A 23,728-nucleotide genomic window follows, 5' to 3' on the forward strand; every position below is an offset into this window, starting at 1 on the left:
GAAATTTAAAGGCCTAATGCGGCGCCTACCCAATCCAGCATTTTAATAATGAGATAGACCAAAATGGCGAGTATGATCACCACCGTGATCAAAACGCCCGCAATCACCGGCCGGGCGCTTCCCCGGTGCTTACCTTCGGTGTAATGCTCGGAAAGTAGTTTTAAATTCCGGGAATTCGCTTTGTAGGTAAAATCGAAGATCCAGCCCAGCACAGGAATAGCGCCAATGAAGGCATCAAGCGTAGCATTAACAAGCATCTTTGCCGCCAGTTTTCCCGACGCGCCATGTTTAACCATAGTAATGATCAACGCGATGGAAATGATATATCCGCCAATGTCGCCCGCAACGGGGAGCAGGTTTAGCAGCGGGTCTATTCCGAATTTAAAGCCGCCCACTGAGAACTGCTCGTCCATAAGCCGTGTCACTTTCCGCACCATTTGAAGGCGCGCATCGCTGTTGACAGGAGCTTCTATTTTTCGCCGGTTTTTCAAAAAAGATTCATTCAATTTCTTTCAATAAGACCATCAGCTGCACTTTCTGTATGGCCATAATGGAAATAGCATCAGTGATCTCGCCACCATTTACCATGGCTACAGCTTCTGAAAAAGGTATTTTTTTTAATCGCATATCCTGCTCGGTTTCTTCGCGGGATACGGTAGCCTGGTGCAATTTTTTTGCCAAAAAAATCAGGCAATATTCATCGCTCACCGAGTTGGACAAATGGCTTTTGACAATCAGGCTCCATTCATCGGCAACCAGTCCGGCTTCTTCCTGAAGTTCCCTTTTGGCAGCCTGCAAAAAGCTTTCTCCGCCTTCTGGGCAGCCTCCTTCGGGTATTTCCCAGCTAAACTCATTTAAAACAAACCGATGTTGACCCACCAGATAGGTGTTCATTTCTTCGTCTAAAGCGATCACGCCAATAGCAATATTCTTAAAATGAACTTTGCCATAAATGCCTTTGCCGCCTCCGGGATTTATAACATCATATTCGGTTACGCTAATCCAGGGGTTCTCATAGATATGTTGCTCACCCTCAATCTGCCAGGGATTGTTATTGATCATAAATTGGTTCGATGTTTGTGTGAAAACTATCAGCTATTGATTAACATTGCAGTATAGCTGTAAAAGTAAAAGTAAACTTTTATATACTTTAAATTCGCAAACCTTCATTAATTAAAATTTAAAAAAGCATTATGAAACGTTCTTATTTATTTGTAGCCGGCATGATCGCACTTGCATCTCTCGCTTCCTGCGGCGGAGCTTCGACGAATAGCGATGAAGCAACAGGAGGAGACTCTGCCACAGTGGTGATGGAAAACACTTCAGCAGAAGCCGCAGGCACACTGGTCGCCAGCGCCAACCTGATGTCAACTGCTGATCCGTCAGAGCAGATTGGAACCGCAAAATTTTACCAATTAGACAGTACTCAGATGCGTATGGATTTAGTAATCGATTATAAAGCTAAAGCCGACAGCAATGTAGCCGTTCATTTCCACGAGCATGGTGATTGTGGCGATAAAGGCAACAACACTCATGGCCACTGGAATCCGACTAAGGAAAACCATGGCGAATGGGGTTCAGCCGCCTTCCACTCGGGCGATATCGGCAACATCCAGTTAGACAATAACGGGCACGCAACAAAATCAGTAACCACCGACAGGTGGAGCATTACAGACGGCGCAGCCAATAATATTATCGGCCGCGGCATTATTGTTCATGGCGGAACCGACGACTATACCACCCAGCCAACCGGAAACTCTGGCCCGCGCTCGGGTTGTGGTGTGATCGAAAAACAATAATAAACTACACATGAATAAAAAAGGGCATCATTTTGACGCCCTTTTTTTTGTTATATCGTTGCCTTTTTAGAAGAAAACACCCAGGCGAATCGCCCATCGGTTTAAGCCTACTTTGCCATCTTCCCAATCTTTGTTGCGGGTAATATCGGTGAAACCGTTTTCTAAACCAAGGCCAAAAAAGAGATCTGTTTTTTCTGCCAGCTTATACTCGCCGCCAGCGCCAATCAAAAGGCCCATATTCAGGTTGTGCGTATTTTTCATAGCATTTACGTTATCGCCGGATGTCGACCCGTAAGCATAGTCAAGCCTTGACTTCAGCAAGGCGCCCATATAAGTACCAAACTGGCCCCAGAAACGGAAACCGTTTTGCTGATTGGTTTTAAGTTTCACACTGAGCGGAATTTGGAGATACTGCAATTTTAAATCATAACGCTGATCCTGGCCCGCCGCCTCCGCTCTATACAAACCGCGGTTATTTGTGCTGTAAGTCAATTCGGACGAAGCATGCGCTACTTCCAGTCCGGTAGCGAAAGCGCCGCGGCCATCGCTAAACATAATGTCTGCCATCAGGCCGTAGTTAACGCCAAAACCACTTCCGGTACGGTCAATTCCATTTTCCGCCGGCTTAAGGGAATTAGCAAATACAGGATCTATTTTAAATCCAAACCTTACTTTTTTTCCATAGTATTCCCGCTGTGCGTGAAGGCCAGAGGCCGCTACAATACCCATCAGCGTAAACAAGATAATTTTTTTCATCCTTTAATTTTTTTAAGTTCAAAAAAAGAGGGCTTGAAAAATCGGCCGCAAAGATACGGCTCATCTGCAAGAAATATTAAAGAATATTAACTTCCGGCCTCAAATCGACGCCAAATTTTTCTGCGACAGCGGTTTGAACGGTGGTACAAACTTGCAACACATCGCGGCCGGAGGCGGTTCCATAATTTACTAGAACCAACGCCTGGAGCGCATGAACGCCTGCATCGCCCTTGCGGTAACCTTTCAGGCCGCACTGCTCGATCAGCCAGCCGGCGGCTAACTTCATCGTTTGATCCGCATTTTCGTACGCCACAAGCTGCGGATATTGCGCCTTCAGTTGTGCATATTGGTCTTTAGATACAGAAGGATTTTTGAAGAAACTCCCTGCATTTCCTATTTGTTTGGGGTTTGGTAGCTTCGCCGTGCGGATCGACATCACGGCATTCGCAACCGCCCGAATGGAAAGTTCGGTTACATGAGCTTTTTCCAACTCCTGCTGAATTGCACCATAAGAAATGTTGAAATGGGGTGTTTTATTCAACCGGTAGGTAACATCTGTAATGACAAACTGATTTTTATATCTATTTTTAAAAACGCTTTCGCGATAATTAAACGCGCAGTCGCTGTTGGAAAACTTCACTTCCTCCAGTGAGTCGGTATGAACGGCGGTGAGTTCATGAAATACTTCTTTGATCTCGACACCATAAGCGCCAATATTTTGCATCGGTGAAGCGCCGACCAAACCGGGGATCAGCGCCAGGTTTTCGACGCCTGCGTAGTTATGGTCAAGGCAGTACATAACAAACTGATGCCAGCTTTCACCAGCGCCGCATTTGATATAAATATGCTCCACATCTTCGGCGATTTTCTCGATGCCCCTAATATTATTGCGGATGGTGTATCGTTCCAAATGCTTTGTTAGCAATACATTGCTGCCTCCTCCCAAAATAAAAGGTTGAACGCTATTTTCTTTGGCCCAAACCAGGCTTTCCTTTAGCGCATCGACCTGATCCGCTTTACTAAAAAAGGCGGTATTTACATCAATGCCAAAAGTATTATATGGCAAGAGTGATACATTTTTTTCTATCTGAGCGCTCATCATATCTAACTGCAATGTTACATTAAAAAAAGCTTTGAGCGCACCTGTCTCCCTGCTCAATATTTGGAACAGCATTGCGATAATATAATTTTTTTTTGTTGCGGTAAAGGCCTACTTTTCGTCTTATTTGAAACATGAAAAAAGGCGTTACCATTGTAGATATTGCAAACAAGCTAAACATGTCTGCCTCTACGGTATCCAAAGCGCTTAGAGACGATCCTACCATCAGCGAAATCACCCGTGCAAGAGTGAAGGCATTGGCGAAGGAATGGAATTATATTCCGAACCAGGCCGCGAGAAATTTTCAGCAAAACAAATCCTACACTTTAGGCATCGTCATCCCCGACCTGCTCGATCAGTTTTACGTGCTCGCCATCAACGGCATTGAAGAAGTAGCCGTCCAAAACAATTATAATGTAATTATTTGCCAAAGCTACGACCATGCCGAGCGGGAGCAGGGCATCCTCAATCATTTGATCAGCTCGAGAGTCGACGGAATTATTATTGTTGTATCAAAGGACACCAAAGATCCCGAAATTTTTGAAACGCTGGAAAGACAAGGCATTCCTATTATTTTTCTTTCAAGATCCATTCAACACCCTACGTTTAGCTGGATATCCTGCGATCATGATGGAGGGGCGTCAAAAGCAGTTGCCTTCCTGCTAGAACGCGGGCATCGGAGGATTGCCCATCTTACAGGACCGACCTCTTTATTGACCAGTCATCTCCGGCATGCCGGTTATAAAAAAGCGTTGGAGCAACATGGACTCACCTACGATCCCGAGCTTGTAAAGCCCACTGATTTTTCGTTCGACAACACAACGGCAGCAGTGAAAGAACTATTGCGCAACGACGATCCGCCCACCGCTTTTTTTGTTTTCAAAAGCTATGTGGGATTGGACATCCTCAGGTTTTTAAGAGATGCCCATCCAAAGAAGGCTAAAAAAACGGCTATCATTGGTTTTGGTAACCTCCCGCTGATTAAACAATTGGAAAATAAACCGACTGCCTCTCTGGATGAAAATTCAAAAGTCATGGGCGTAAAAGCGGCCGAACTTTTATTTGAAAAAATTAAAGACACCGATACCGATCATGTGTCGTCACCGCGTAATATTATCGTGCCATGCGACCTGATCATTCATGATGTTGCTAATCCTTAACTGCGGCCACTATTTTTTATAACAAGTTTTTAAGAAGACGATCCGCTACTGGCCCTGCATTGCGTATTCCCTAGGCGGTTCTGCACCCAATAAGTGTTTTACAAAATAATCCCAACGGCGGCGCATCATATAGCTATTAAATTTACCGTATCCATGTCGGGCATTAGGAAACACAATCAAATCAAAATCTTTATTAGCGCTTTGTAAAGCTTCCACCAGCAACAGCATGCCATAAGGAGGCACGTTATCATCCATCAAGCCATGCGCCAACAGCAATTTCCCTTTTAAATTCTTCGCGTAGGTTTGATTCGCTTGCGCAGGATAATCGCTATCCGTAATCAAACCGTTGTAGCGCTCTCCCCAATCGTCTTCATAATTGCGGTTGTCATGATTGCCTGATTGCGACACCCCCACTTTGAAAAAATCGGGATAGCGGAGCAACGCCGCGGCCGTTGCAAAGCCTCCACCGCTGTGGCCCCAAATCCCCACCTTTGTGGTGTCGACCGGGTACGTAGCTGATAACTGGCGGATAGCGGCCATTTGATCCGGCAAGGTGTTTTCTCCCATATTGCCATAATTGGCGTCATGAAAACTTTTGGAACGATAGGGGTTGCCCCGCCCCTCAATTACTACTACAATAAATCCCAATTCGGCAAGCGCCTGATGATCACCCCGCGAGGCCGAAAAGCTCCAGCTGCCCACGCTTCCACCCTGCGGCCCCGGGTAGATATAATCCACCACGGGATATTTTTCACCTGCTTTCATTTGCGTCGGCGTAAACACGAGGCCGTAAATATCGGTTGTCCCATCGGCGGCCTTTAGAGCCACGGGTATAGGCGGCTTCCAGCCCAATGCCTTTTGTAATCTTAAAACATTTGCAGTTTCCAGCGGCATGATCAATTTACCATTGACGCTTCGATAATTTGCAATTGGCGGCACATCTGGTTGTGAATACACATCAATAAAATATTTGCCCGAAGGAGAAAAACTAATGCTGTGATTGCCCTGCTCAGGCGTCAGCAACTGGAGGCCTTTACCATCAAATCCCACTTTATACAAATAGCCGAAATAAGGATTGCCTTTCTCCCTGCCATGCCCCTTGAAATAAATAACACGCTGCTGCTCGTCGACTTTTAAGACAGATCCTACCAGCCACGCGCCTTTGGTGATCTGGTTTTTCAGCTGGCCGGTTTCGCTATCATAGAGATACAGGTGGCCCCAGTTGTCCCGCTCGGAATACCATATAATTTCTTTTGATGCCGGCAAATAGCTCCAGTTAATGACGCCCCTACCCGACTCGTATTGCGTTTTCACTGTTTCCTCAAAAACCTCTCTCACTTTTCCGGTGGTTGCGTCTGCAATGCGAAACTTTTCATTTTTATGATCGCGCGAGGTCGAAACAAATGCCATTTCTGAGCCATCGGGGTTCCAATCAATATCGTCGAAAGTACCACTGCTTGAAATGTCGTCGCTAAGCGTTGCCCTGTGCGGATCGGGCGGCACACTCAGTGAAATTACTTTTGCAAGGTCAACGTCAACGATCACGCGGCGGATCATGGGAATATGTTCATCGCCTACCAACGGATATTTCCATTGTTCCAAACGTGGCGCCCCAACGTTGGTCGTCACCAAATACATATCATTTACTTCTCGCTGATCCTGCTGGAAAGTGGCAATCTTTTTTGAGTCGGGCGACCAGCGAACAATGGGCGCATCGCTATGGCGCCATCCGGCATTATCTGTTGCATATCCATAATCTTTTACCCCATCGAAAGTCAGCTGGGTTTCCTTGCCCGAAGCCAACTCTTTCACCCAGAGGTTCCAGTTCCTGATAAAGACCGATTTTTTTCCATCGGGCGAAACCACTTCCAAGCGCGAGCCGGCGCGGGCGTTTCGGGTTTGTTTAGTCCCATAAGCCGTTGTCGGCTTTTTGCTGCGACTGGAAGGATCGACAAGATAAACATTTGAATTGCCGCGATACCAGAATCTATCTCCATCGATCCAGTTAGGATTCACATTAACCCAATCGATATATTGCCGGGTATTATAGCTCAGAAATTTTTCTGCTCTTTGATAATCGGCAGCCGTTCGTTTTGGTGTTTGCGCATTTACAAAATGGACGAATCCAAACAATAAAATGAGCGTTGAAAATCTATGCATATCGTGAAAAAAATTTTGATAAAAATATCTTTTTTGAAGCAAACAGCAGCGGAAAATGCGGAAGCCAAAGCGGAGACTGACTTGAACAGACGTAAACAAAAAAATAGCCGCTTACAAAAAGCGGCTACCTTATAAGCAATTAGCTTGTCAAACTGTTAAGGAGGACAATATCAGGAAAGATAAGGATTAAAAAATAATCTAATCCATTTTTTCGATAAACGCCCAGTTTTTTTCGATGAACAGTTTTTGAAAAGAAAGTATCTTTAATTTTTTCCTTTTTTCATGCCGTCGACCTGTTGTTGCAGGTTGGCAACAATATTAACCAACTGGCCAACATCCCAGCTTTGAAGCGTATTTGTTTTTGAAATGATAAACTGTGCTTCCCACATCTCGAGCACTTCATCTGCGCCAATCGTATAAGGTTGAAAAGTGGGGTTATCGCTTACCAGCGTGAGTTTGTTTTTGGTTTTTGCGCTTTTTTGAACGCGCTTATACACAATGCCATCATTGCGCGAAACGAGAATACAGGCCGTATTGTTTTTTATCGTATCCAACGCTTCAATTTTTTCACCTACAATAACAGAGCCGCTTGGGGTGGGCAACATCGAATCTCCTAAAATTTCAAAAGCGCGAAAATTGCCACCGGAGACCATCGGTAGCGTAAAAGTATTCAACTCATCTATAAATTCATGATCGGCATAACCGGTTAAATAACCCGCTGCCGCTTTAACGGGCACAAAGGGAATATGTGTTACCACAGGCGCCAGCTTCAGCGCCCTCCTTTTGGCCAGATAATTACCTGAGCCGGTTTCCGCACTCAGGTCTTTACGCAGCAATTCGTCGAGCGTTAGCTTAAACATATCGCAGATAATTTCCAACACATCGATACGGGGCTCCGCGCGCTCTTCTTCGTAAGCGCCCAATAAGGACCGTTTAATACCCAACCTGGTCGCAAACTCATCCTGCGTCCAGCCGCGCAGTTTTCTTAAGTATTTTACATTTTTGTTGGCTACCGACATAGCTAATTATTTTAGTGCAAAATACTAATTTTTTTAACATTCAAAAATTATTTTTTCCCGCAGGCTGTTTCGTTTAAACGCCTTTTACGTCTTTCACATCATAATCTTCGATGTCCTGGATATAATTATTAATGACCAAAAAGTCGAAAAGCGGCCGCGCTTCTTTTGAAACGGGCATATTCCTTAAGGTGATCACCTCGTTATCTTTTTTATTAAGATAAGGATAAGCGTAGAGTTTTACATTGCGGCTAAACAGATCGCTGACATAGTTCAACAACTCCTGCGTATAGGTTTCGCTATAATTTTTAGCGTTAAAAATGTTTTTCAGATTTGAAATATTGGTGGAGATGCCCACGTTCCTGGGCTTACAGCGGGCCAGGTATTGAGCGAGCTTATTGTTTCTTTTAAAGTTAGACACGATCACATTGTTGCCGGTGTCGCACAGTTCTTCTGCCCTTTTAGCAAATATTTCCAGGTCGCCATCATTTGAAGTGTCATCATCCAGGAGGTTACTCATCAACACTTCAATTACCACCACCAGGTTATCATCTTTAACATGCTGCGAGCGTTTGAACTGGTCAATCGCTTTATTGAAAAGATCGAAATTCGGCTTTGACCTTTGCAGATATTTGGTACGCAGGATCATCACATCTTTTTTATAAAGCAAATCTTTTGCCTGCATTACACTGCGCTGCGGATCAAAAATGGCCGCGCCCGAAAAACCTTTAGCAATCAGGTATAAGTTTACCAGTCGGTCGCTGGTATCTTTAAACGCGGGGCCGCGAAGGCTGATCATATCAATTTCAACGGATCCGAAAGAAAGATTATCCACAAGTGACTCGATCATCACCTGGATGTCGTGATTATAATAAAAGGCGCCGTACACCAGGTTCACGCCCAATATGCCCAGCACGTTGTTTTGCAAACTGGAGTCGTTGTCTAACAACCTCACATGGAAAACGATATCATTAAACTCACCGCCCGGCGCCAGCTGAAAACGCAGGCCCAGCCAGCCATGCGGCTCATTGGTGCGGCTAAAGTTAAGCGTGGTAACTGTGTCGGCAAAGGCAAAAAAGGTTTTGTCTTCATGCTTTTCTCCATACAATCTTTCGGCCAGCAGATTGTATTCGTGTGCCAGCATTTTTTTTAGCCTGGACCGGCTGACATAGCGGCCGCTTTCCTCAATACCATAAATGGCATTGCTGAAAGACATGTCGTAAGCAGACATCGTTTTGGCAACGGTGCCCGAAGCGGCTCCGGCTGTAAAGAAATTTCGCGCTACTTCCTGCCCGGCCCCTATTTCAGCAAAAGTGCCGTAAATCGCAGTGTCGAGGTTTATATTTAAGGCTTTTCTCTTTGTTTCAAGTATTTCCCTTCCCATATTCGCCAAAGCTACAATTTTTAAATGCGCCGCGCTTACGGGCGCATTAATTTATGATTAGAATTTGTTTCATCGAGGCGTTTTATCGTGATAAGAAAAATTGATACTTTTGTAAAGATTAATAGAAAAAGCTGATACCTCAATGACCCTGCAACAATTGGAATACCTGCTCGCCGTGCATCAACACCGCAACTTTCTTAAAGCTGCCGAAGCCTGCTTTGTAACACAGCCCACACTGAGCATGCAAATTCAGAAGCTGGAAGATGAATTTGAAATCAAAATTTTCGACCGCAGCAAACAACCCGTAACCCCCACGGCTGCCGGCCAGGAAATTATCGAATATGCGCGAAACGTGTTGCACGCCGCACACGAACTTTCATCATTGGTTGAATCGCAGAAAGGAAAGATGAAGGGTATTTTAAAGATCGGCATCATCCCTACGTTAGCGCCCTACTTACTGCCGCTTTTTGTTCCGGCTTTTACGAGAAACTACCCGAACGTGAAATTGCTGGTGCAGGAACAAACCACCGATGTTATTATCCGCATGTTGAAGGAAGGCAGCATCGACGCGGGCCTTTTGGTGACACCGATTAATGACAGCGCCATCAAAGAACATGTACTGTTTTACGAAGAGCTTATGGTGTATGCATCTAAGAATAACCGGCTTTATGACAAACAATATCTGTTGCAAAAGGATATTGACGTGAGTAAGTTGTGGCTGCTCGAAGAAAGCCATTGTTTTCGATCGCAGATATTATCCTTGTGTGAATTGCAGAAACAAAGCAGGGAATTTATCAATTTTGAATATGAGGCGGGCAGCATCGAAACCCTAAAACGCATGGTGGATGTCAACGACGGTATCACGATCATACCGCAGTTAGCTACTTTGCAGATGCAAAAAAATGAATTAAGATCGGTGCGTAATTTCAAAAGCCCCGTACCGGTGCGCGAAGTAAGCTTGATTGTTCATGGCAACTTTATAAAGAAACGGCTGATCGATTCGCTAAAAAAAGAAATTCTTGCTGCCATACCGGAAGATCTCAGCAAGAACAAAAAGAAACATGTGTTGCCCGTGCAATAAGGAACTGCGCGCGGCGCTACTTACTCGATATAGACCTGGTCTTTTTCGCTATTCTCCTTCCAGCGTACCAACACTTTTTGATTTTCAAAACTATCAATAGCCTTTCCGATATAGTCGGCCTGGATAGGAAACTGACGGCTAAACCGGCGATCGATTAATACACACAATGCGACTTTGGCCGGACGGCCAAAATCGAGCAAGGCATCTAATGCCGCCCTGATCGTACGCCCCGTATATAAAACGTCGTCAATTAAAATAACCGTTTTATTTTCAATGCTGAAAGGAATATCCGTTTCGTTGGCTTTATGCAGCGAGTTGCGCACGTCATCCCTGTAAAAAGTTATATCGAGTTTTCCATATTGGATTTGCTGGCCTTCAACCAGCTGCTGCACCTGTTGAAAAATACGATCAGACAAAAAAATGCCGCGCGGCTGCAAGCCTATTATGACCACTTCCGACAGATCGCTGTGGTTTTCGAGGATCTGCTGTGCTAGCCTTTTGATGGTAATATCTATCAGCTCTTTATTTAAAATCGGTTTCAAAGTATATGCCATTTTAGATGAATGGAGGATGCGGCCGGCGTTCTCTCCTTCCTAAAAATTGTAACGGGCCGCGAAAACAAAGGCGTTTTCTCTCCTTTCTCAAATCTCCTGCAAGATAAAAAAGAAAGGAACATCAGGCGAACCTAATATTCCTTGAAAGTTTCTTCAGAAAATAAATGCTCTTTTACTCTTCTGCTAAAAACGGGTAGCGGTAATCGGTAGGCGGATCAAATGTTTCTTTCACCGTGCGCGCACTTAACCAGCGGTAGAGATTCAACATAAAGCCTGCCTTATCGTTGGTGCCCGAAGCACGGCCGCCACCAAAAGGTTGCTGACCTACAACAGCGCCGGTTGGCTTATCATTGATATAGAAGTTACCTGCCGCGTTTTCAAGCTTGCGCGTAGCCAGTTCAATAGCGCTTCTATCGGTTGAAATGATAGCCCCCGTTAGCGCATAGGGTGAAGTTGTATTCACCAGGTCAAGCGTCTTTTCGAATGATGCCGCCGGATAAACATACAGCGTCAGAACCGGGCCAAAAATTTCTTCACACATGGTGACGTATTTTGGATCGGTCGTTTCGATAACGGTAGGCTGGATAAAAAATCCTTCTTTTTTATTGCATTCACCACCGGCGATAATAGTGGCGTTTTTATCTTTTTTGGCTTTGTCGATATAACTTTTTATTTTATCAAAACTCTTTTCGTCGATCACAGCGTTAATGAAATTGCTGAAATGCTCTACAGAGCCCATTTTAAAGGAATTGATGCCTTCCACCAATTGCTTCTTTACTTCTTTGGCGATATTGGATGGAATATAGGCCCGCGATGCCGCAGAACATTTCTGCCCCTGAAATTCGAAGGCGCCACGAAGCAATGCAGTAGCTACCACCGTTGGATTGGCGCTTTTATGTGCGATCACAAAATCCTTTCCGCCGGTTTCGCCCACAATACGCGGATAACTTTTATAGGTGCCCATATGCTTGCCGATGGTTTCCCACATAGAATTAAACACACCGGTAGAACCTGTGAAATGCACGCCGGCAAAATCTTTATGCTTGAAACATACTTCACCCAATTGCGGCCCGTCTACATAAATAAGATTAATAACGCCATCAGGAAGGCCGGCTTCTTTCAAAATGCGCATAAACATTTGGGCAGAATAAACCTGCGTGTTAGCCGGTTTCCATACAACTACGTTACCGCACATGGCTGCCGAAGTGGGCAGGTTGCCGCCAATAGCTGTAAAATTAAACGGGGTTACCGCCAGCACGAAACCTTCAAGCGGTCGGTATTCGAGCCTGTTGTGCATACCCGGGCCGCTGATAGGTTGTTGCTTATAAATCTCGCTCAGAAAGTGAACATTGAATCTTAAAAAATCAATGATCTCGCAAGCGCTGTCTATTTCAGCCTGATACGCATTTTTGCTTTGGCCCAGCATGGTAGTGCCATTCATATGAAAGCGATACCTGGTGGCGATCAAATCAGCGGCTTTCAGGAAAATGGCAGCACGGCTTTCCCAGCTCATGGCCGCCCATTCGGCTCTTGCCGCGAGCGCCGCATCGATCGCTTGCTCTACATGCTTTTTGTCTCCCATTGAAAATTGCCCTAACACAAAATTTCTTTCATGCGGCGGATGGATGGAAATCTTATTGTTGGTATGAATTTCCTTACTCCCGATATACATCGGAATATCAATGCGGGTAGATTTTAGTTCGGCCAGGGTTATCTTCAATTGTTCTCTTTCCCTGGTTCCCGGCGCATAACTCAATACCGGCTCGTTGGCGGGTAAAGGATATGAAAAAGTTCCTAAACTCATAATGTTTTGTGTTTATTAAACGAAATATATAATGCGTCTGTTAAGATGACACTTCATCATCTTTTCCCGCCATCAGGTAGGCTTTGATGAAGCCATTTAAATCACCGTCCATAACGGGTTGCACATTTCCCACTTCATAATCGGTGCGGTGATCTTTAATCATTTTATAAGGATGGAAAACATAGCTGCGTATCTGGCTGCCCCATTCGATCTTCTTTTTGCTGGCGTTGGTGGCGTTTTTCAACTCTTCGCGCTTGCGCAGTTCTTCTTCATATAAGCGGCTTTTCAACATTTGCATCGCTTTTTCACGGTTGCCCATCTGTGTACGTTCGGTTTGACACACTACTACAATCCCCGTCGGGATATGTGTCAGAAAAACTTTCGTCTCCACTTTGTTGACGTTTTGACCGCCGGCTCCGCCACTACGCGCTGTTTCCATCTTCACTTCGCTGTCTTTGATTTCGATATCGATAGTGTCGTCGATAAGCGGGTAAACAAAAACAGAAACAAAAGAAGTATGCCTTCGGGCGTTACTGTCGAAGGGAGAAATGCGCACCAGGCGATGCACCCCGCTTTCCGCTTTTAGAAATCCGTAAGCAAAAGCGCCGTCGAGCTGAAAGGTGGCTGTTTTGATACCGGCGCCATCGCCCCACTGCCAGTCGAGCTCCGTAACTTTCCAGCCTTGTTTTTCACTATACATCCGGTACATACGCGCCAGCATTTCAGCCCAATCCTGGCTTTCGGTGCCGCCGGCTCCCGAATTAATCTGCAGCACGGCAGGTAATTCATCTTCGGGCTCGTTGAGCGTACTTTTAAATTCCGCCTCGTCGAGCATTTCTAAAGCCTTATCGTATGCTTCCTGCGTTTCCGCCTCCGTTGCCGCTTCTTCTTTCCAAAAGTCAAACAAAACGGCAAAATCTTCGACAGCCATATCGGCGCTGCGATACAAATCCACCCAATATTCGTTCACCTTTAAGGTCTTCAAAATTTCGGTGGCACGCTTGTTATCATCCCAAAAGCCGGGACTTAAAGAAAGTTGTTTATCCTGTTGAATTTTTTGTTCTCTGTTCTCAACGTCAAAGAAACCTCCTTATCCCGAGAACGCGGGACCGCATATCCTGTAATTTTTCCTGTGTCATGTGTGCAAATATAAAAGGAATACGATAAGATTTACAGAATGCGGCTATATTTGCCGCAGTTAAAAAAATTTAAATGTCAGATGTTTTCTGGTGCGCATAATATATTAATATTGTAATGAAACTGGATCCAGGCTTAATTCCGACCCATGAAATTGAATCCTCGTGACCGCGCTGACATTTTAAGCAAGTCTCCTTTACTGATTGGCATTCTTGCTGCTACCGTTATTTTTATTGTGTCCATATTGATCATCGAACAACAGCGTGATATCAAAACAACGCGCCTGCGCCTTGAACTTTCGGGCGAAGTGAAACGTATTTCACTGCATATCAACGACTTTCTTGACGATATGTATAGCGGTATCGCCGCAACAACCCGTATGGTAAACGATGGCGGCATGGTAACCGGTTTCGATGAAGGGGCAAAAAGCATTATCCATAGCAACACGAGATTGAATAACCTTTCGCTGATTCCCGGCGGTATTATTAAATATACGTATCCCGAAAAAAACAGGGGAGCCATCAACTCCAATATTCTCTACAGTGAAAACAGAGAGGAGGCGGCCGCGGCGCTCGAATCATTCAAAACAAAAAAAGTAAAAATCAGCGGACCCTTTCGGAACTTCGAAAACGTGCCCTGCATTGCTGCGCGGTTGCCGATTTTTATCCAGGGAAAATTCTGGGGATTTTCCAGCGCGGTAGTGAGGCTGGATTCTATTCTTCAAAAAAGCGGGCTCAACGCACCCGATGCTAAGTATAGCTATAGCCTGTCTTACCGGAGCTTCCTCAATGGCCGGGAAGTTTTTTTTGTGGGCGCCAAGCCCTCTTCGCGTGAAATAGCGGTAACGGAGGAAATGTCTCATATCAACTGGAACCTGTACGTTTCTGCAAAATCTTCCTCTTTGCAGCTTTTTTATATTCCGGCGCTCCTGGCGCTGGCGGGCTCCGCAGGCATTGGCTTTTTAATAAGAAGATGGCTCGAAACAACTGCCCGCCTGCAGCGGTTGATTTTCCTGAAAGATCAACAAATCGCGCATAGCGAAAGGGAATTTAAAGCCATTTTTGAACACGCGCCGATAGGGTTTGCGATTGTCGATCTTACGACAAAAAACATCCTGGGCGTCAATGAAAAGTTTAGAAAAATTTTTAACGCAAGCAGCGCGGAAGCTTCCAGCTCCTTGCATCGCAGTTGGGAACATACAATTTCCGGCGTTCTTGACCAGCTTCCGGAAGGCGGAAACGGACAGCAACACCAGGTTTCGGGCGAATACAAACATATCAATGGAAACGAGGAAGAAATATGGACCAACTATAAATTATTCCCTTTGCCGTCGGCGTCTAACACCGATCGGAAATATGTCGTCATCGCTGAAGACGTAACCGAGAAACTGGCCGCCGAACGTAAGATTAAACACTCGGAACGAAAGTACAGATGTCTTTTTGACGAATCTCCTGTTGCCTTATGGGAGGAAGATTTTTCGGATGTCGTTCGGGAACTTACCCGCAACGGCTTGGTCGGCCAACCGGCAGCTGAGGTTTATGCCTATTTTGATAAGCAGCCCGAATTATTGTCTCATTACATGAGTTTGGTCAAAATAAAATCCATCAACGACGAATGTTTCAAACAATATGGCTACAGCAATAAAGAGGAACTTTTTGCAAACTTTCACCGGACGGCAGCAGAACAATCCAACCTGATTGTCATCCAAAAAACATTGGTGGCCATTTGTACCGGCCAGCAAAAATTCAAGTCAGAAAGCGCCTTCTACAATGCGGAGGGCGAATTGCGCAGTTCTATTTTATCCTGGCAGGTTATACCCGGACACGAAGATTTATACGACCAGGTGATTCTAACAACAGTTGATATTACAGACTTAAAACGATCGAAGGAAGACCTCAACAAATCGATGGAAATACTCGATCACCAAAATAAAAGGTTGCTCGACTTCTCTTATATCGTGTCGCACAATTTGCGGTCGCACACGAGTAATATACAATCCCTTAGCGAATTGCTTTTGGTTTCCGATTCCGAGAAAGAAAGAACGGAATTAACAAACCATCTGCACGGGGTGGTGAATATTCTGGCCAGCACTATCGAAGCGTTGAACGACGTGGTAAGCATTAACGCTGATTTAAATCTTACCCAACAGCAAATTCCGCTTAGGGAAGTGGCTGACAAAACCATCCATGTGCTTCGGAACAAAATCAAACAAAAAGAAGGTGTGGTACTGAATAATATACCAAAAGAGACAACTATTTTTCATAATAAGGCATATATCGAGAGTATTTTATTAAATTTGATTTCTAATAGCCTTAAATATTCTAAACCAAATGTTTGTCCGATAGTGACCCTAAACTTCACTGAAGAACATTCAGAGAAGGTCCTTATTGTAAGCGACAATGGCATAGGTATTGACCTCGAAAAGTACAGTCATAAATTATTTGGGCTATTTAAAACGTTTACTCACAATCCCGAGTCCAGAGGAGTTGGACTTTATATTACCAAAAGACAAATCGAAGCTTTGGGCGGGCGCATAACGGTAGACAGTGCGGTAAACATAGGAACGACTTTTAAAATATACTTTAAATGATAACCCAGAAGAAGGTACTTGTTGTGGATGATGATCCGGTTTTCAAGTTGATTGCCCGCAAGCTATTTGAAAAAAGCGGCGACCTTTTCAGCGTCTCTTTCGCTGAAAACGGCCGCGAGGCGATGGACGTTTTAGAGCATATTATCGCTGAGGATGTTGAAAAAATGCCCGATGTCATTCTTTTAGACATTGAAATGCCGATCATGAACGGATGGGATTTCATGGAGCGATTTATTACACTACCTCCCGATCTTACAAAAAAAATCAACGTGTACACCGTTAGTTCTTCTATTGCGCAGGAAGATAAAAACCGCGCGGCCTCCTACCCTCAAATCAAAGCATACATTACAAAGCCCCTGACCGTCGAAGCTATTCAAACGATTGCCGAAGCTGCCGCTTAGCGATCAGTTCGTTTGAGGCTCTTTCTTGAAAACCGTTGTATCCGATTCCAATGTAGGCACTTTATACCCGCCGGTGTCAATCACCGTTTGCGGCATCGCTTTCTTTAGCGCCGACACATCGAACTGCGCATTTCTCACATTATATACGTAGACCTGTTTCAGGCTTTTTAAAGCTTGTAATGCCAACAATCCCTTTCCAGTAATAGCAGTACCCGACAAGTTAATGTATTGCAGATTGGAGAGGCCTTTTAAATATTGCAAACCTCGGTCTGTGATGGGATTGCCGTCGATATATAGCCTCAATAGGGATTTTAATTTTCCTATGCGCTCCATATCGGCGTCTTTGAGATTTTGAGCTCCTATTTTTAGCCAAATTACCTGATCCTTCAGGGACTCGAGCCCCTTGAGCTGGTCGGCGGTGACCGTGTCGGCGCCCACAAAATTCACCGATAAATAATTCGTATTGGCTGCCACGGGAATAACAACAACGCCTTTCTCCTTCAAAGCCGCCACCACCTTTTCATCGGCGGCGCTTACTTCGGCTTCAGGGATAAGCGGCACTGTTGCTGCTTCCTGCCCGCCGCTTTGCAGCGCGGCCAGCACGGGCTTTATCTTTTCAGAAATTTTGGACTGATTAACTTTTTTATTGAAAGCTGCGCCGCTACCCACCCACCATTGCAGTATATCCATTTCCGCTTTGCTCAGCTGCGGCTTTTCTTTAGGCGGCATATGGTCCTCATCGCTTTCAGGAAGTAAAATTCTTTGGATCATAATGCTTTCATCCGCATGATCCCAAACGATGGCAGCGCCGTCCTTTCCTCCTTTCAGGATGAATCCCGGCTCATCCAGTCTGAGTTTTCCCTTTTGTTTTTTTTCGCCATGACAGCTATAACATTTGGAAGAAAGTATGGGCCGAACAATATCATTATACACCAAAGCTTCCTGCACGTTGGGCAGGGGTGGCACGCCGCCATTGGCAGCAGCATCTTTCCCTGAAAATGGTTCTGTGAGGTAGTCGGCGCCATGCGTGATCGAACCGCCCAAATGACCTGCAACAGAAATGGAGAGCACGAGCGCAGCCATCAGCCATTTGGTATGGATCCACCGACGCTTATAAAGCACATAGCTGATTATAGCGACGGCGGCCGTGGCAATTCCCATCCATTGATGGTTAGCAACAGCCGACAAATCATAGTCGCCGCTGTTAGCAAGCAGCCATCCGCTTACGCAAGCTGCCACGGCGCTGAGCATGCCCCAAAACAACGCCACACCGATAAAATGCCGCTGCGCTTCCCTGCGTTCGGCACTTACAAAAATGAAATAAATGCTGACCAGCAGCAAAACGCCTATCGGCAAATGCACCAACACCGGGTGCATCCTTCCTGCAAAATCAAAAACGCTGAGGTTAAAGATCATAAACAATTTAGTTCCCTATTGGGTAAGGCTTGATAAAAACAAACTACGAGGCGTAGCGCTTCTTTAAAATTTGCATCATAAAAGTATTGACTTCCCAAAGGTCAGCCAGGGGCTTCCGGCTGTGCGGCATTGTGGGCATATAATCGGGCGGCCCAAACTCGGTTAAGAAAGTGATCGTCTCGCCCTTCGCGCTTTTGCGTTCCACAACTTTGTCCCACCATTCGAAATGGGCTTGCACAGCCTTATCCCACTCAGGCGCGCGCGGATCGTTTACCTGCGGGCCCTGCGCGTGACCGATGCGGGCATGAATATGTTCTGTACGTTCGAGCGCCAGGTTTACCGTTTCCTGCTGGTCGCCAAGCAATCCTTCATGCACGCAACACCAATGCGAGATATCGAGGGTCAGTTTTAAGTCGGGAAATTTCTTGATATATTCCTTTGCGACGGGTGCGGCAAAAAGCATACGGCTCCTGTGCGTTTCATGGCAAATAGTAATGCCGGTTGCTTTTGCCAGCTGGTTGGTGTGCTCTATAAGTTTTGCATTGTCCTCAAAACTGAAATAGTCTTTCCCTGAATGATTATTGATATACAAGGGCCGCTTCCTGTTTTGTTTTGCGGCTTCATCGATCATCTTTTTATAAGCCGTCAAATGCTCCTGCGGATCTTTTTGATACACGCCGCACACGAAGCCAATTTCCAGGTTGTGCTTGTCTAATGCACTAAAAATATCCTGTTGCGCCTTTTTATCGGCCGGCCACCAAAGTTCGACGCCATCATAGCCTGCCTTTTTAGTTTGGGCGCAAAACTCATCCAGGCTGCCATTGAAACCCCAATTGGTTTGCAGGATTTTTACAGATGCGTCGTAAAGTTTCTTTTTTCCTTTCGAAGGGGCTGCAGCAGCTTCTAATTTTGCTAAAAATAAACCTGCCGTACCCGCCGCAGACTGGCGAATAAATTTTCTTCGGTTTTGTTTCATCCGCATGTTTTTTTAAGTTTTTTTGGATCGAGTGGAACTTATCGACTTGTAGGCTTAATTGCTTTAAGCGATAATATCATGAATCACTTTGCCGGCTACATCGGTAAGGCGAAAAGGCCTTCCCTGAAATTCGTATGTAAATTGTTCGTGATCAAATCCCATTTGATTTAAGATAGTGGCCTGAATATCGAAGGCTTCTACTTTTCCGTCGACCACGCTATAACCGATTTCGTCTGTTTCGCCATAAGTGGTGCCTCCTTTAATGCCGCCGCCTGCCATCCACACGGTAAAAGCATCGCCATGATGATCGCGCCCTTTGAAAGCCATCGTTTTCCCATCTCTGTTTTCCTGCATCGGCGTGCGGCCAAATTCAGAACCCCATACTACAAGTGTTTCATCCAGCAAACCCCTTTGCTTCAAGTCGAGCAGCAAAGCGGTGATCGGCTTGTCTACCTGTCTGCATTTATTAACTAATCCGATATCAACTGCGCCGGCAGCGGAATCGCCATGTGCATCCCAGCCCCAATCAAACAGCTGAACGAATCGCACACCCTTCTCTACCAGCTTACGCGCCAGCAACACGTTGTTCGCAAAAGATGCTTCGCCCGGCTGCGTGCCATACATTTCATGGATATATGCCGGTTCATTTTTTATATCCATCACCTCGGGCACCGAAATCTGCATTTTATACGCCATCTCATATTGTGAAATGCGGCTTAATATCTCGGGATCGTTATATGTTTTATATTCTTCCTGATTGACTTTGTTAATAGCATCGATGGACGCTTTGCGCAGGTCGCGGCTCATACCGTCCGGATCGGATATAAACAAGACCGGATCGCCCTCGCTGCGGCACTGAACGCCCTGGTACACGCTCGGCAAAAAACCGCTTCCCCAAAGGCTTTTCCCTCCGTCGGGATTGTTGCCCCCGGAGGTTAGCACAACATAGCCGGGCAGGTTATTATTTTCTGATCCAAGCCCGTAAGTGATCCAGGAACCCATACTGGGCCTGCCGCTGCGCGCCGAGCCGGTATTCATCAACAATTGCGCAGGCGCATGGTTGAACTGATCCGTAGTGACAGTATTGACAAAAGCGATTTCATCAATAACAGTAGAAAGATGCGGCAAATTGTCGGAGAGCCACAGGCCACTTTCTCCGTGTTGTTTAAATTTTGCCTGCGGCCCCAACATTTTGGGAACACCGCGGATGAAAGCGAAGGTCTTCCCTTCCAATAAAGACTGCGGGCAATCCAGGCCATCGAGTTTTGCCAGTTCAGGTTTGAAATTAAACAGTTCGAGTTGTGAGGGTGCGCCGGCTAAATGAATATAAATGACCGACCGCGCTTTCCCCGGAAACATGGGCGGCTTGGCAGCGAGTGGATTGACAGGATCAAAAAGATCGTTGGAAGCACGCGAACTGTTGCCCGAGCAACTGCCGAACAGTGACCCAAAAGCCAGGGCGCCCAGCCCGAATGCACTTTCTTTTAAAAAGTGACGCCGCGTGCGCATTTGCATTTGCGCCATCGCCGCTTCAGCTTTTAATCGATCGTTGGAAAGTTCTTTTTGAGTCATACCAAAATTTTTTATGCGTTCAAGCCGCTACGATCACTTTATCAACTTTTATTCAGCCATTCATCCAAATTGAGCATGGCGTTGGCTACAACCACCATCGCTGCTTTTTTAATGTCAGGCTTTTGTTCCGGCCCCAGGATCTTCTTCGCATCAGAGGCACCGGAGGCTAATGATTTCACCGACTCGTTATAAAGTTCGACCAGTTTATTCAATTTACTTGCCGGTATCGGCTTATAAAGCATGGCTTCATAGCCTTCGCTTATTTGCTTTCTTATATCGCCACCCGCTGTTTTATTTATATGATCTGCAAAATGCCTCGCCATGTCCCAAAAGGCAAAATCGTTGAGCGTACTCAGCGCCTGCAAAGGCGTATTGGTCCTGATGCGGCGGGGCAGGCACACATCCCGCATAGCTGCATCGAAACCAATCATGGATGGATAGGGCGCTGTTCTTTTCCAATAGGTGTAAACAGCGCGACGATATTGATCATCGCCCTCACTCAGTTTCCATTCGGCACCGTTGTAGGGCGAGTTCCAAATACCTTCAGGCTGGTAGGGCATCACGCTTTTACCATACATTTCCGTGCTTAACACATGGCTTACCGCCAGCGTTTGATCGCGGATCTGTTCCGCAGAAAGCCGCACGCGCGGCCCGCGTGCGTAAAATTTATTTCCAGGATCCTTTTTCAGTAATGCATCCGACACTTCAGAACGCTGGCGGTAGGTAGCCGACATTACCATTTCCTTTAGCAGCGCTTTTACATCCCATTTATAATCGTTCATAAAACGCCATGACAAATGATCAAGCAAAGCCTTGTGCGTTGGCGCCATGCCCTGCGTGCCCATGTCTTCCAATGTTTCAACAATACCAAAACCAAATAGCTGCTCCCATAGCCGGTTGACCATCGTGCGCGCCGTCAATGGGTTTTGTTTATCCGTTAGCCACATGGCCAGGCCCAACCTGTTTTTGGGCGCACCTTCAGGCATTTTATTAAGTACTGACGGCACACCGGGCTGCACGGCATCTCCTTTTGAAAGCCAGCTGCCTCTTTCAAAAATATTAGTGGTTCTAAATAAATCCGCCGGATTTTCGACCAGGATTGGAGTGGCTATATAATCGCCCGACGCTGCCAGGTCATTGTAGTATTTGAATGCCGTATCAAAACCCGGCTGCTGCCGCGCAGGGAAAGGCTCTTTAAAATAAAACCAGCTAAACATGGCACCATTATCGTTTGCAGATTGTAACTTAGGATTATAATAACTCAGCCAAATATCATGAACCCCGCCGGTGGGTGTTATATCTATCGTTGCGATCTCCCAGCCTTTGGTGGGCTTCAAGGTAGCGGTTGCCAGCAGGGGCCCGCCGGCCGAGTCGAGATGCAGTTTCCAAACGCCCCCCTCGTTGCCGGTCGCATACCTGAACATCAGTTCAGCCTTATCATTCAGATTAACCTTCTTAATGCGGCAGGATGCGTTGTTGCGAAGCGAGAGCCATTTGGTGTCAGCCAACGCGCTATTAGTCATTTGATCGGTCACCACCGAATTGATCACGGGTTGCCCTGTTTTTAAAAACCTTATGATATTGTTGTAAGACGCGGGCGTAGCATTTTGCGACAGCCATAATTTAAGCGATTCAAATTTCGCGCTATCAGCATTCCTGTATTCGCGCAGGAGCGGAAAATCTTCAAACGTGTCTTCGTCCCGGGTATTATTGAAAAAAGCCATGAACCGGTAATAGTCCTCATGTTTAAAAGGATCATAGGGGTGGCTATGGCATTGCACGCAGGCAAAAGTGGTGCCCATCAGGGCTTCCCAGGTGGTATTGACACGGTCCAACACAGCGGCCGTACGGTACTCTTCGTTATCGGTTCCGCCTTCATCGTTAGTTAACGTATTTCTTTGGAAGGCTGTGGCGATGTATTGTTCATCGGTCGCATTTGGAAGAAGATCACCTGCAATTTGTTCAATTAAAAACTGATCGTAGGGTTTGTTTTCATTAAAGGCTTTGATCAGCCAGTCGCGATACCGCCAGATAGACCGGTGCGCATCTTTTTCATAACCCTTGGTGTCGGCATATCTGGCCAGGTCGAGCCAGAGCGAAGTCCACCGCTCGCCATACCGCGGCGACGCCAACAGCGCATCCACCAATTGCTCATAGGCCTTCTCCGAAGGATCGGATAAAAATTGTTTGGCTATTTCGGGTGAAGGCGGTAAGCCCGTAAGGTCGAGGCTTATTCGTCGCAAAATCGTAGCCTTGTCGGCCGGCGCGGACGGACTCAATTCCTCGGCTTCCAGCTTCTCGAAAATAAACCGGTCGATATCGTTTTGGATCCAGTCGTCATTTTCGTCGGGAATGGATTCCTTCATCACAGGAATATAGGCCCAATGTTTGCCCCATTCAGCGCCCTGTTTTACCCAGGCCTTCAATATCTTGATTTCTTCTTTAGGCAGCGGATCATGTTTATAAGGCATTCTTTCTTCAGGGTCGTTAAGGGTTAACCTCCTGATAAACTCGCTTTCATCGGGCTTCCCGGGAACAATCGCGGGCTTGCCGCTTTCTGTTTTGGCTAATGCTTCCTCCCGAAACAGCACGCTAAAGCCCCCACTTTGTTTTACGCCGCCATGACAGCTAATACATTTTTTATTTAAAATCGGCTTGACTTCGGTATTGAAATCCACTTTCTTTTCATTGGAAAAAAAATACCAGCCGCAGGCGGTGGCTATCACGGCGGAAAGGGCAATTAATATTTTATTATTTGACGCAAGCATACGGCAGCAGACTTTCAAATGTAAAAAAAAGAAGGCAGAAAATGGCGGTAAGCGC

Annotated in this window: 20 protein-coding genes; 6 read left to right on the forward strand and 14 right to left on the reverse strand. The window is 45.9% G+C overall.

Annotated features, from left to right (window positions below; genetic code table 11):
* Positions 1-5: 5 nt before the first annotated feature.
* Both ABDK00_RS12945 and ABDK00_RS12950 read right to left on the reverse strand, forming a co-directional pair.
* The gene (locus ABDK00_RS12945) at positions 6-506 is read right to left on the reverse strand and encodes a DUF4112 domain-containing protein (RefSeq protein ID WP_346236977.1); all 501 of its coding nucleotides are present in this window, start codon (positions 504-506) and stop codon (positions 6-8) included.
* A complete protein-coding gene (locus tag ABDK00_RS12950; protein WP_346236976.1) occupies positions 499-1,062 on the reverse strand; it encodes an NUDIX hydrolase in 564 nt (187 codons plus the stop codon). The genes ABDK00_RS12945 and ABDK00_RS12950 overlap by 8 nt, the downstream gene beginning before the upstream one ends.
* A 131-nt stretch (positions 1,063-1,193) precedes the next feature.
* On the opposite strand from ABDK00_RS12950, the gene ABDK00_RS12955 reads away from it, so the two are divergent.
* On the forward strand, positions 1,194-1,799 hold the full coding sequence (locus ABDK00_RS12955) for a superoxide dismutase family protein (RefSeq protein WP_346236975.1): 606 nt from the start codon (positions 1,194-1,196) through the stop codon (positions 1,797-1,799).
* Positions 1,800-1,865: 66 nt separating this feature from the next.
* On the opposite strand, the gene ABDK00_RS12960 is transcribed toward ABDK00_RS12955, so the two are convergent.
* Together ABDK00_RS12960 and murB are read right to left on the reverse strand one after the other, a co-directional pair.
* The gene (locus ABDK00_RS12960; protein ID WP_346236974.1) at positions 1,866-2,555 is read right to left on the reverse strand and encodes a porin family protein; all 690 of its coding nucleotides are present in this window, start codon (positions 2,553-2,555) and stop codon (positions 1,866-1,868) included.
* A 76-nt stretch (positions 2,556-2,631) separates the two neighbouring features.
* Positions 2,632-3,729, reverse strand: coding sequence for a UDP-N-acetylmuramate dehydrogenase (murB, locus tag ABDK00_RS12965; RefSeq protein WP_346236973.1), 1,098 nt, complete (start codon positions 3,727-3,729; stop codon positions 2,632-2,634).
* Between the two features lie 59 nt (positions 3,730-3,788).
* Here murB and ABDK00_RS12970 point away from each other — a divergent pair, with 59 nt between their 5' ends.
* A complete protein-coding gene (locus tag ABDK00_RS12970; RefSeq protein WP_346236972.1) occupies positions 3,789-4,814 on the forward strand; it encodes a LacI family DNA-binding transcriptional regulator in 1,026 nt (341 codons plus the stop codon).
* A gap of 45 nt (positions 4,815-4,859) precedes the next feature.
* Here ABDK00_RS12970 and ABDK00_RS12975 read toward each other — a convergent pair whose 3' ends face one another.
* A complete protein-coding gene (locus ABDK00_RS12975; RefSeq protein ID WP_346236971.1) occupies positions 4,860-6,974 on the reverse strand; it encodes a S9 family peptidase in 2,115 nt (704 codons plus the stop codon).
* A 3-nt stretch (positions 6,975-6,977) separates the two neighbouring features.
* Between ABDK00_RS12975 and ABDK00_RS12980 the strand changes: the two genes are divergently transcribed.
* Positions 6,978-7,109, forward strand: coding sequence for a hypothetical protein (locus ABDK00_RS12980; RefSeq protein WP_428400333.1), 132 nt, complete (start codon positions 6,978-6,980; stop codon positions 7,107-7,109).
* A gap of 128 nt (positions 7,110-7,237) precedes the next feature.
* On the opposite strand, the gene ABDK00_RS12985 is transcribed toward ABDK00_RS12980, so the two are convergent.
* Together ABDK00_RS12985 and ABDK00_RS12990 are read right to left on the reverse strand one after the other, a co-directional pair.
* A complete protein-coding gene (locus ABDK00_RS12985) occupies positions 7,238-7,993 on the reverse strand; it encodes a LexA family transcriptional regulator (RefSeq protein WP_346236970.1) in 756 nt (251 codons plus the stop codon).
* Between the two features lie 73 nt (positions 7,994-8,066).
* Positions 8,067-9,383: a hypothetical protein gene (locus tag ABDK00_RS12990; RefSeq protein WP_346236969.1), complete on the reverse strand. Its 1,317-nt coding sequence runs from the start codon at positions 9,381-9,383 to the stop codon at positions 8,067-8,069.
* Positions 9,384-9,516: 133 nt separating this feature from the next.
* Here ABDK00_RS12990 and ABDK00_RS12995 point away from each other — a divergent pair, with 133 nt between their 5' ends.
* The gene (locus ABDK00_RS12995) at positions 9,517-10,455 is read left to right on the forward strand and encodes a hydrogen peroxide-inducible genes activator (protein WP_346236968.1); all 939 of its coding nucleotides are present in this window, start codon (positions 9,517-9,519) and stop codon (positions 10,453-10,455) included.
* A gap of 20 nt (positions 10,456-10,475) precedes the next feature.
* Here ABDK00_RS12995 and pyrR read toward each other — a convergent pair whose 3' ends face one another.
* From pyrR to prfB, 3 genes are all read right to left on the reverse strand, one after another.
* Positions 10,476-10,997, reverse strand: a complete 522-nt coding sequence (pyrR, locus tag ABDK00_RS13000; RefSeq protein WP_346236967.1) for a bifunctional pyr operon transcriptional regulator/uracil phosphoribosyltransferase PyrR — start codon at positions 10,995-10,997, stop codon at positions 10,476-10,478.
* A 184-nt stretch (positions 10,998-11,181) separates the two neighbouring features.
* Positions 11,182-12,813: an L-glutamate gamma-semialdehyde dehydrogenase gene (gene pruA / locus ABDK00_RS13005; protein WP_346236966.1), complete on the reverse strand. Its 1,632-nt coding sequence runs from the start codon at positions 12,811-12,813 to the stop codon at positions 11,182-11,184.
* Positions 12,814-12,853: 40 nt separating this feature from the next.
* A protein-coding gene (prfB, locus tag ABDK00_RS13010) for a peptide chain release factor 2 (protein WP_425474782.1) occupies positions 12,854-13,952 on the reverse strand; the annotation gives its coding sequence in 2 pieces (ribosomal slippage) (positions 12,854-13,903 and positions 13,905-13,952; 1,098 coding nt in all).
* 146 nt (positions 13,953-14,098) lie between these two features.
* Here prfB and ABDK00_RS13015 point away from each other — a divergent pair.
* On the forward strand, positions 14,099-16,540 hold the full coding sequence (locus ABDK00_RS13015) for an ATP-binding protein (protein ID WP_346236964.1): 2,442 nt from the start codon (positions 14,099-14,101) through the stop codon (positions 16,538-16,540).
* Positions 16,537-16,941 (forward strand): response regulator, encoded by a 405-nt coding sequence (locus ABDK00_RS13020; protein ID WP_346236963.1) that lies wholly within the window; start codon positions 16,537-16,539, stop codon positions 16,939-16,941. Before ABDK00_RS13015 ends, ABDK00_RS13020 begins: the two co-directional genes overlap by 4 nt.
* 3 nt (positions 16,942-16,944) lie before the next feature.
* On the opposite strand, the gene ABDK00_RS13025 is transcribed toward ABDK00_RS13020, so the two are convergent.
* The 4 genes from ABDK00_RS13025 to ABDK00_RS13040 all read right to left on the reverse strand — a co-directional run bounded on the left by ABDK00_RS13025 (position 16,945) and on the right by ABDK00_RS13040 (position 23,673).
* Complete coding sequence (locus ABDK00_RS13025; RefSeq protein ID WP_346236962.1) at positions 16,945-18,357, reverse strand: c-type cytochrome domain-containing protein; 1,413 nt, start codon at positions 18,355-18,357, stop codon at positions 16,945-16,947.
* A 43-nt stretch (positions 18,358-18,400) separates the two neighbouring features.
* On the reverse strand, positions 18,401-19,333 hold the full coding sequence (locus ABDK00_RS13030) for a sugar phosphate isomerase/epimerase (protein WP_346236961.1): 933 nt from the start codon (positions 19,331-19,333) through the stop codon (positions 18,401-18,403).
* Between the two features lie 63 nt (positions 19,334-19,396).
* Positions 19,397-20,905, reverse strand: a complete 1,509-nt coding sequence (locus ABDK00_RS13035) for a DUF1501 domain-containing protein (RefSeq protein ID WP_346236960.1) — start codon at positions 20,903-20,905, stop codon at positions 19,397-19,399.
* Between the two features lie 41 nt (positions 20,906-20,946).
* A complete protein-coding gene (locus tag ABDK00_RS13040) occupies positions 20,947-23,673 on the reverse strand; it encodes a DUF1553 domain-containing protein (RefSeq protein WP_346236959.1) in 2,727 nt (908 codons plus the stop codon).
* Positions 23,674-23,728 lie beyond the last annotated feature (55 nt).

The sequence above is a fragment of the Niabella insulisoli genome (assembly GCF_039652435.2).
GTDB lineage: Bacteria > Bacteroidota > Bacteroidia > Chitinophagales > Chitinophagaceae > Niabella > Niabella insulamsoli.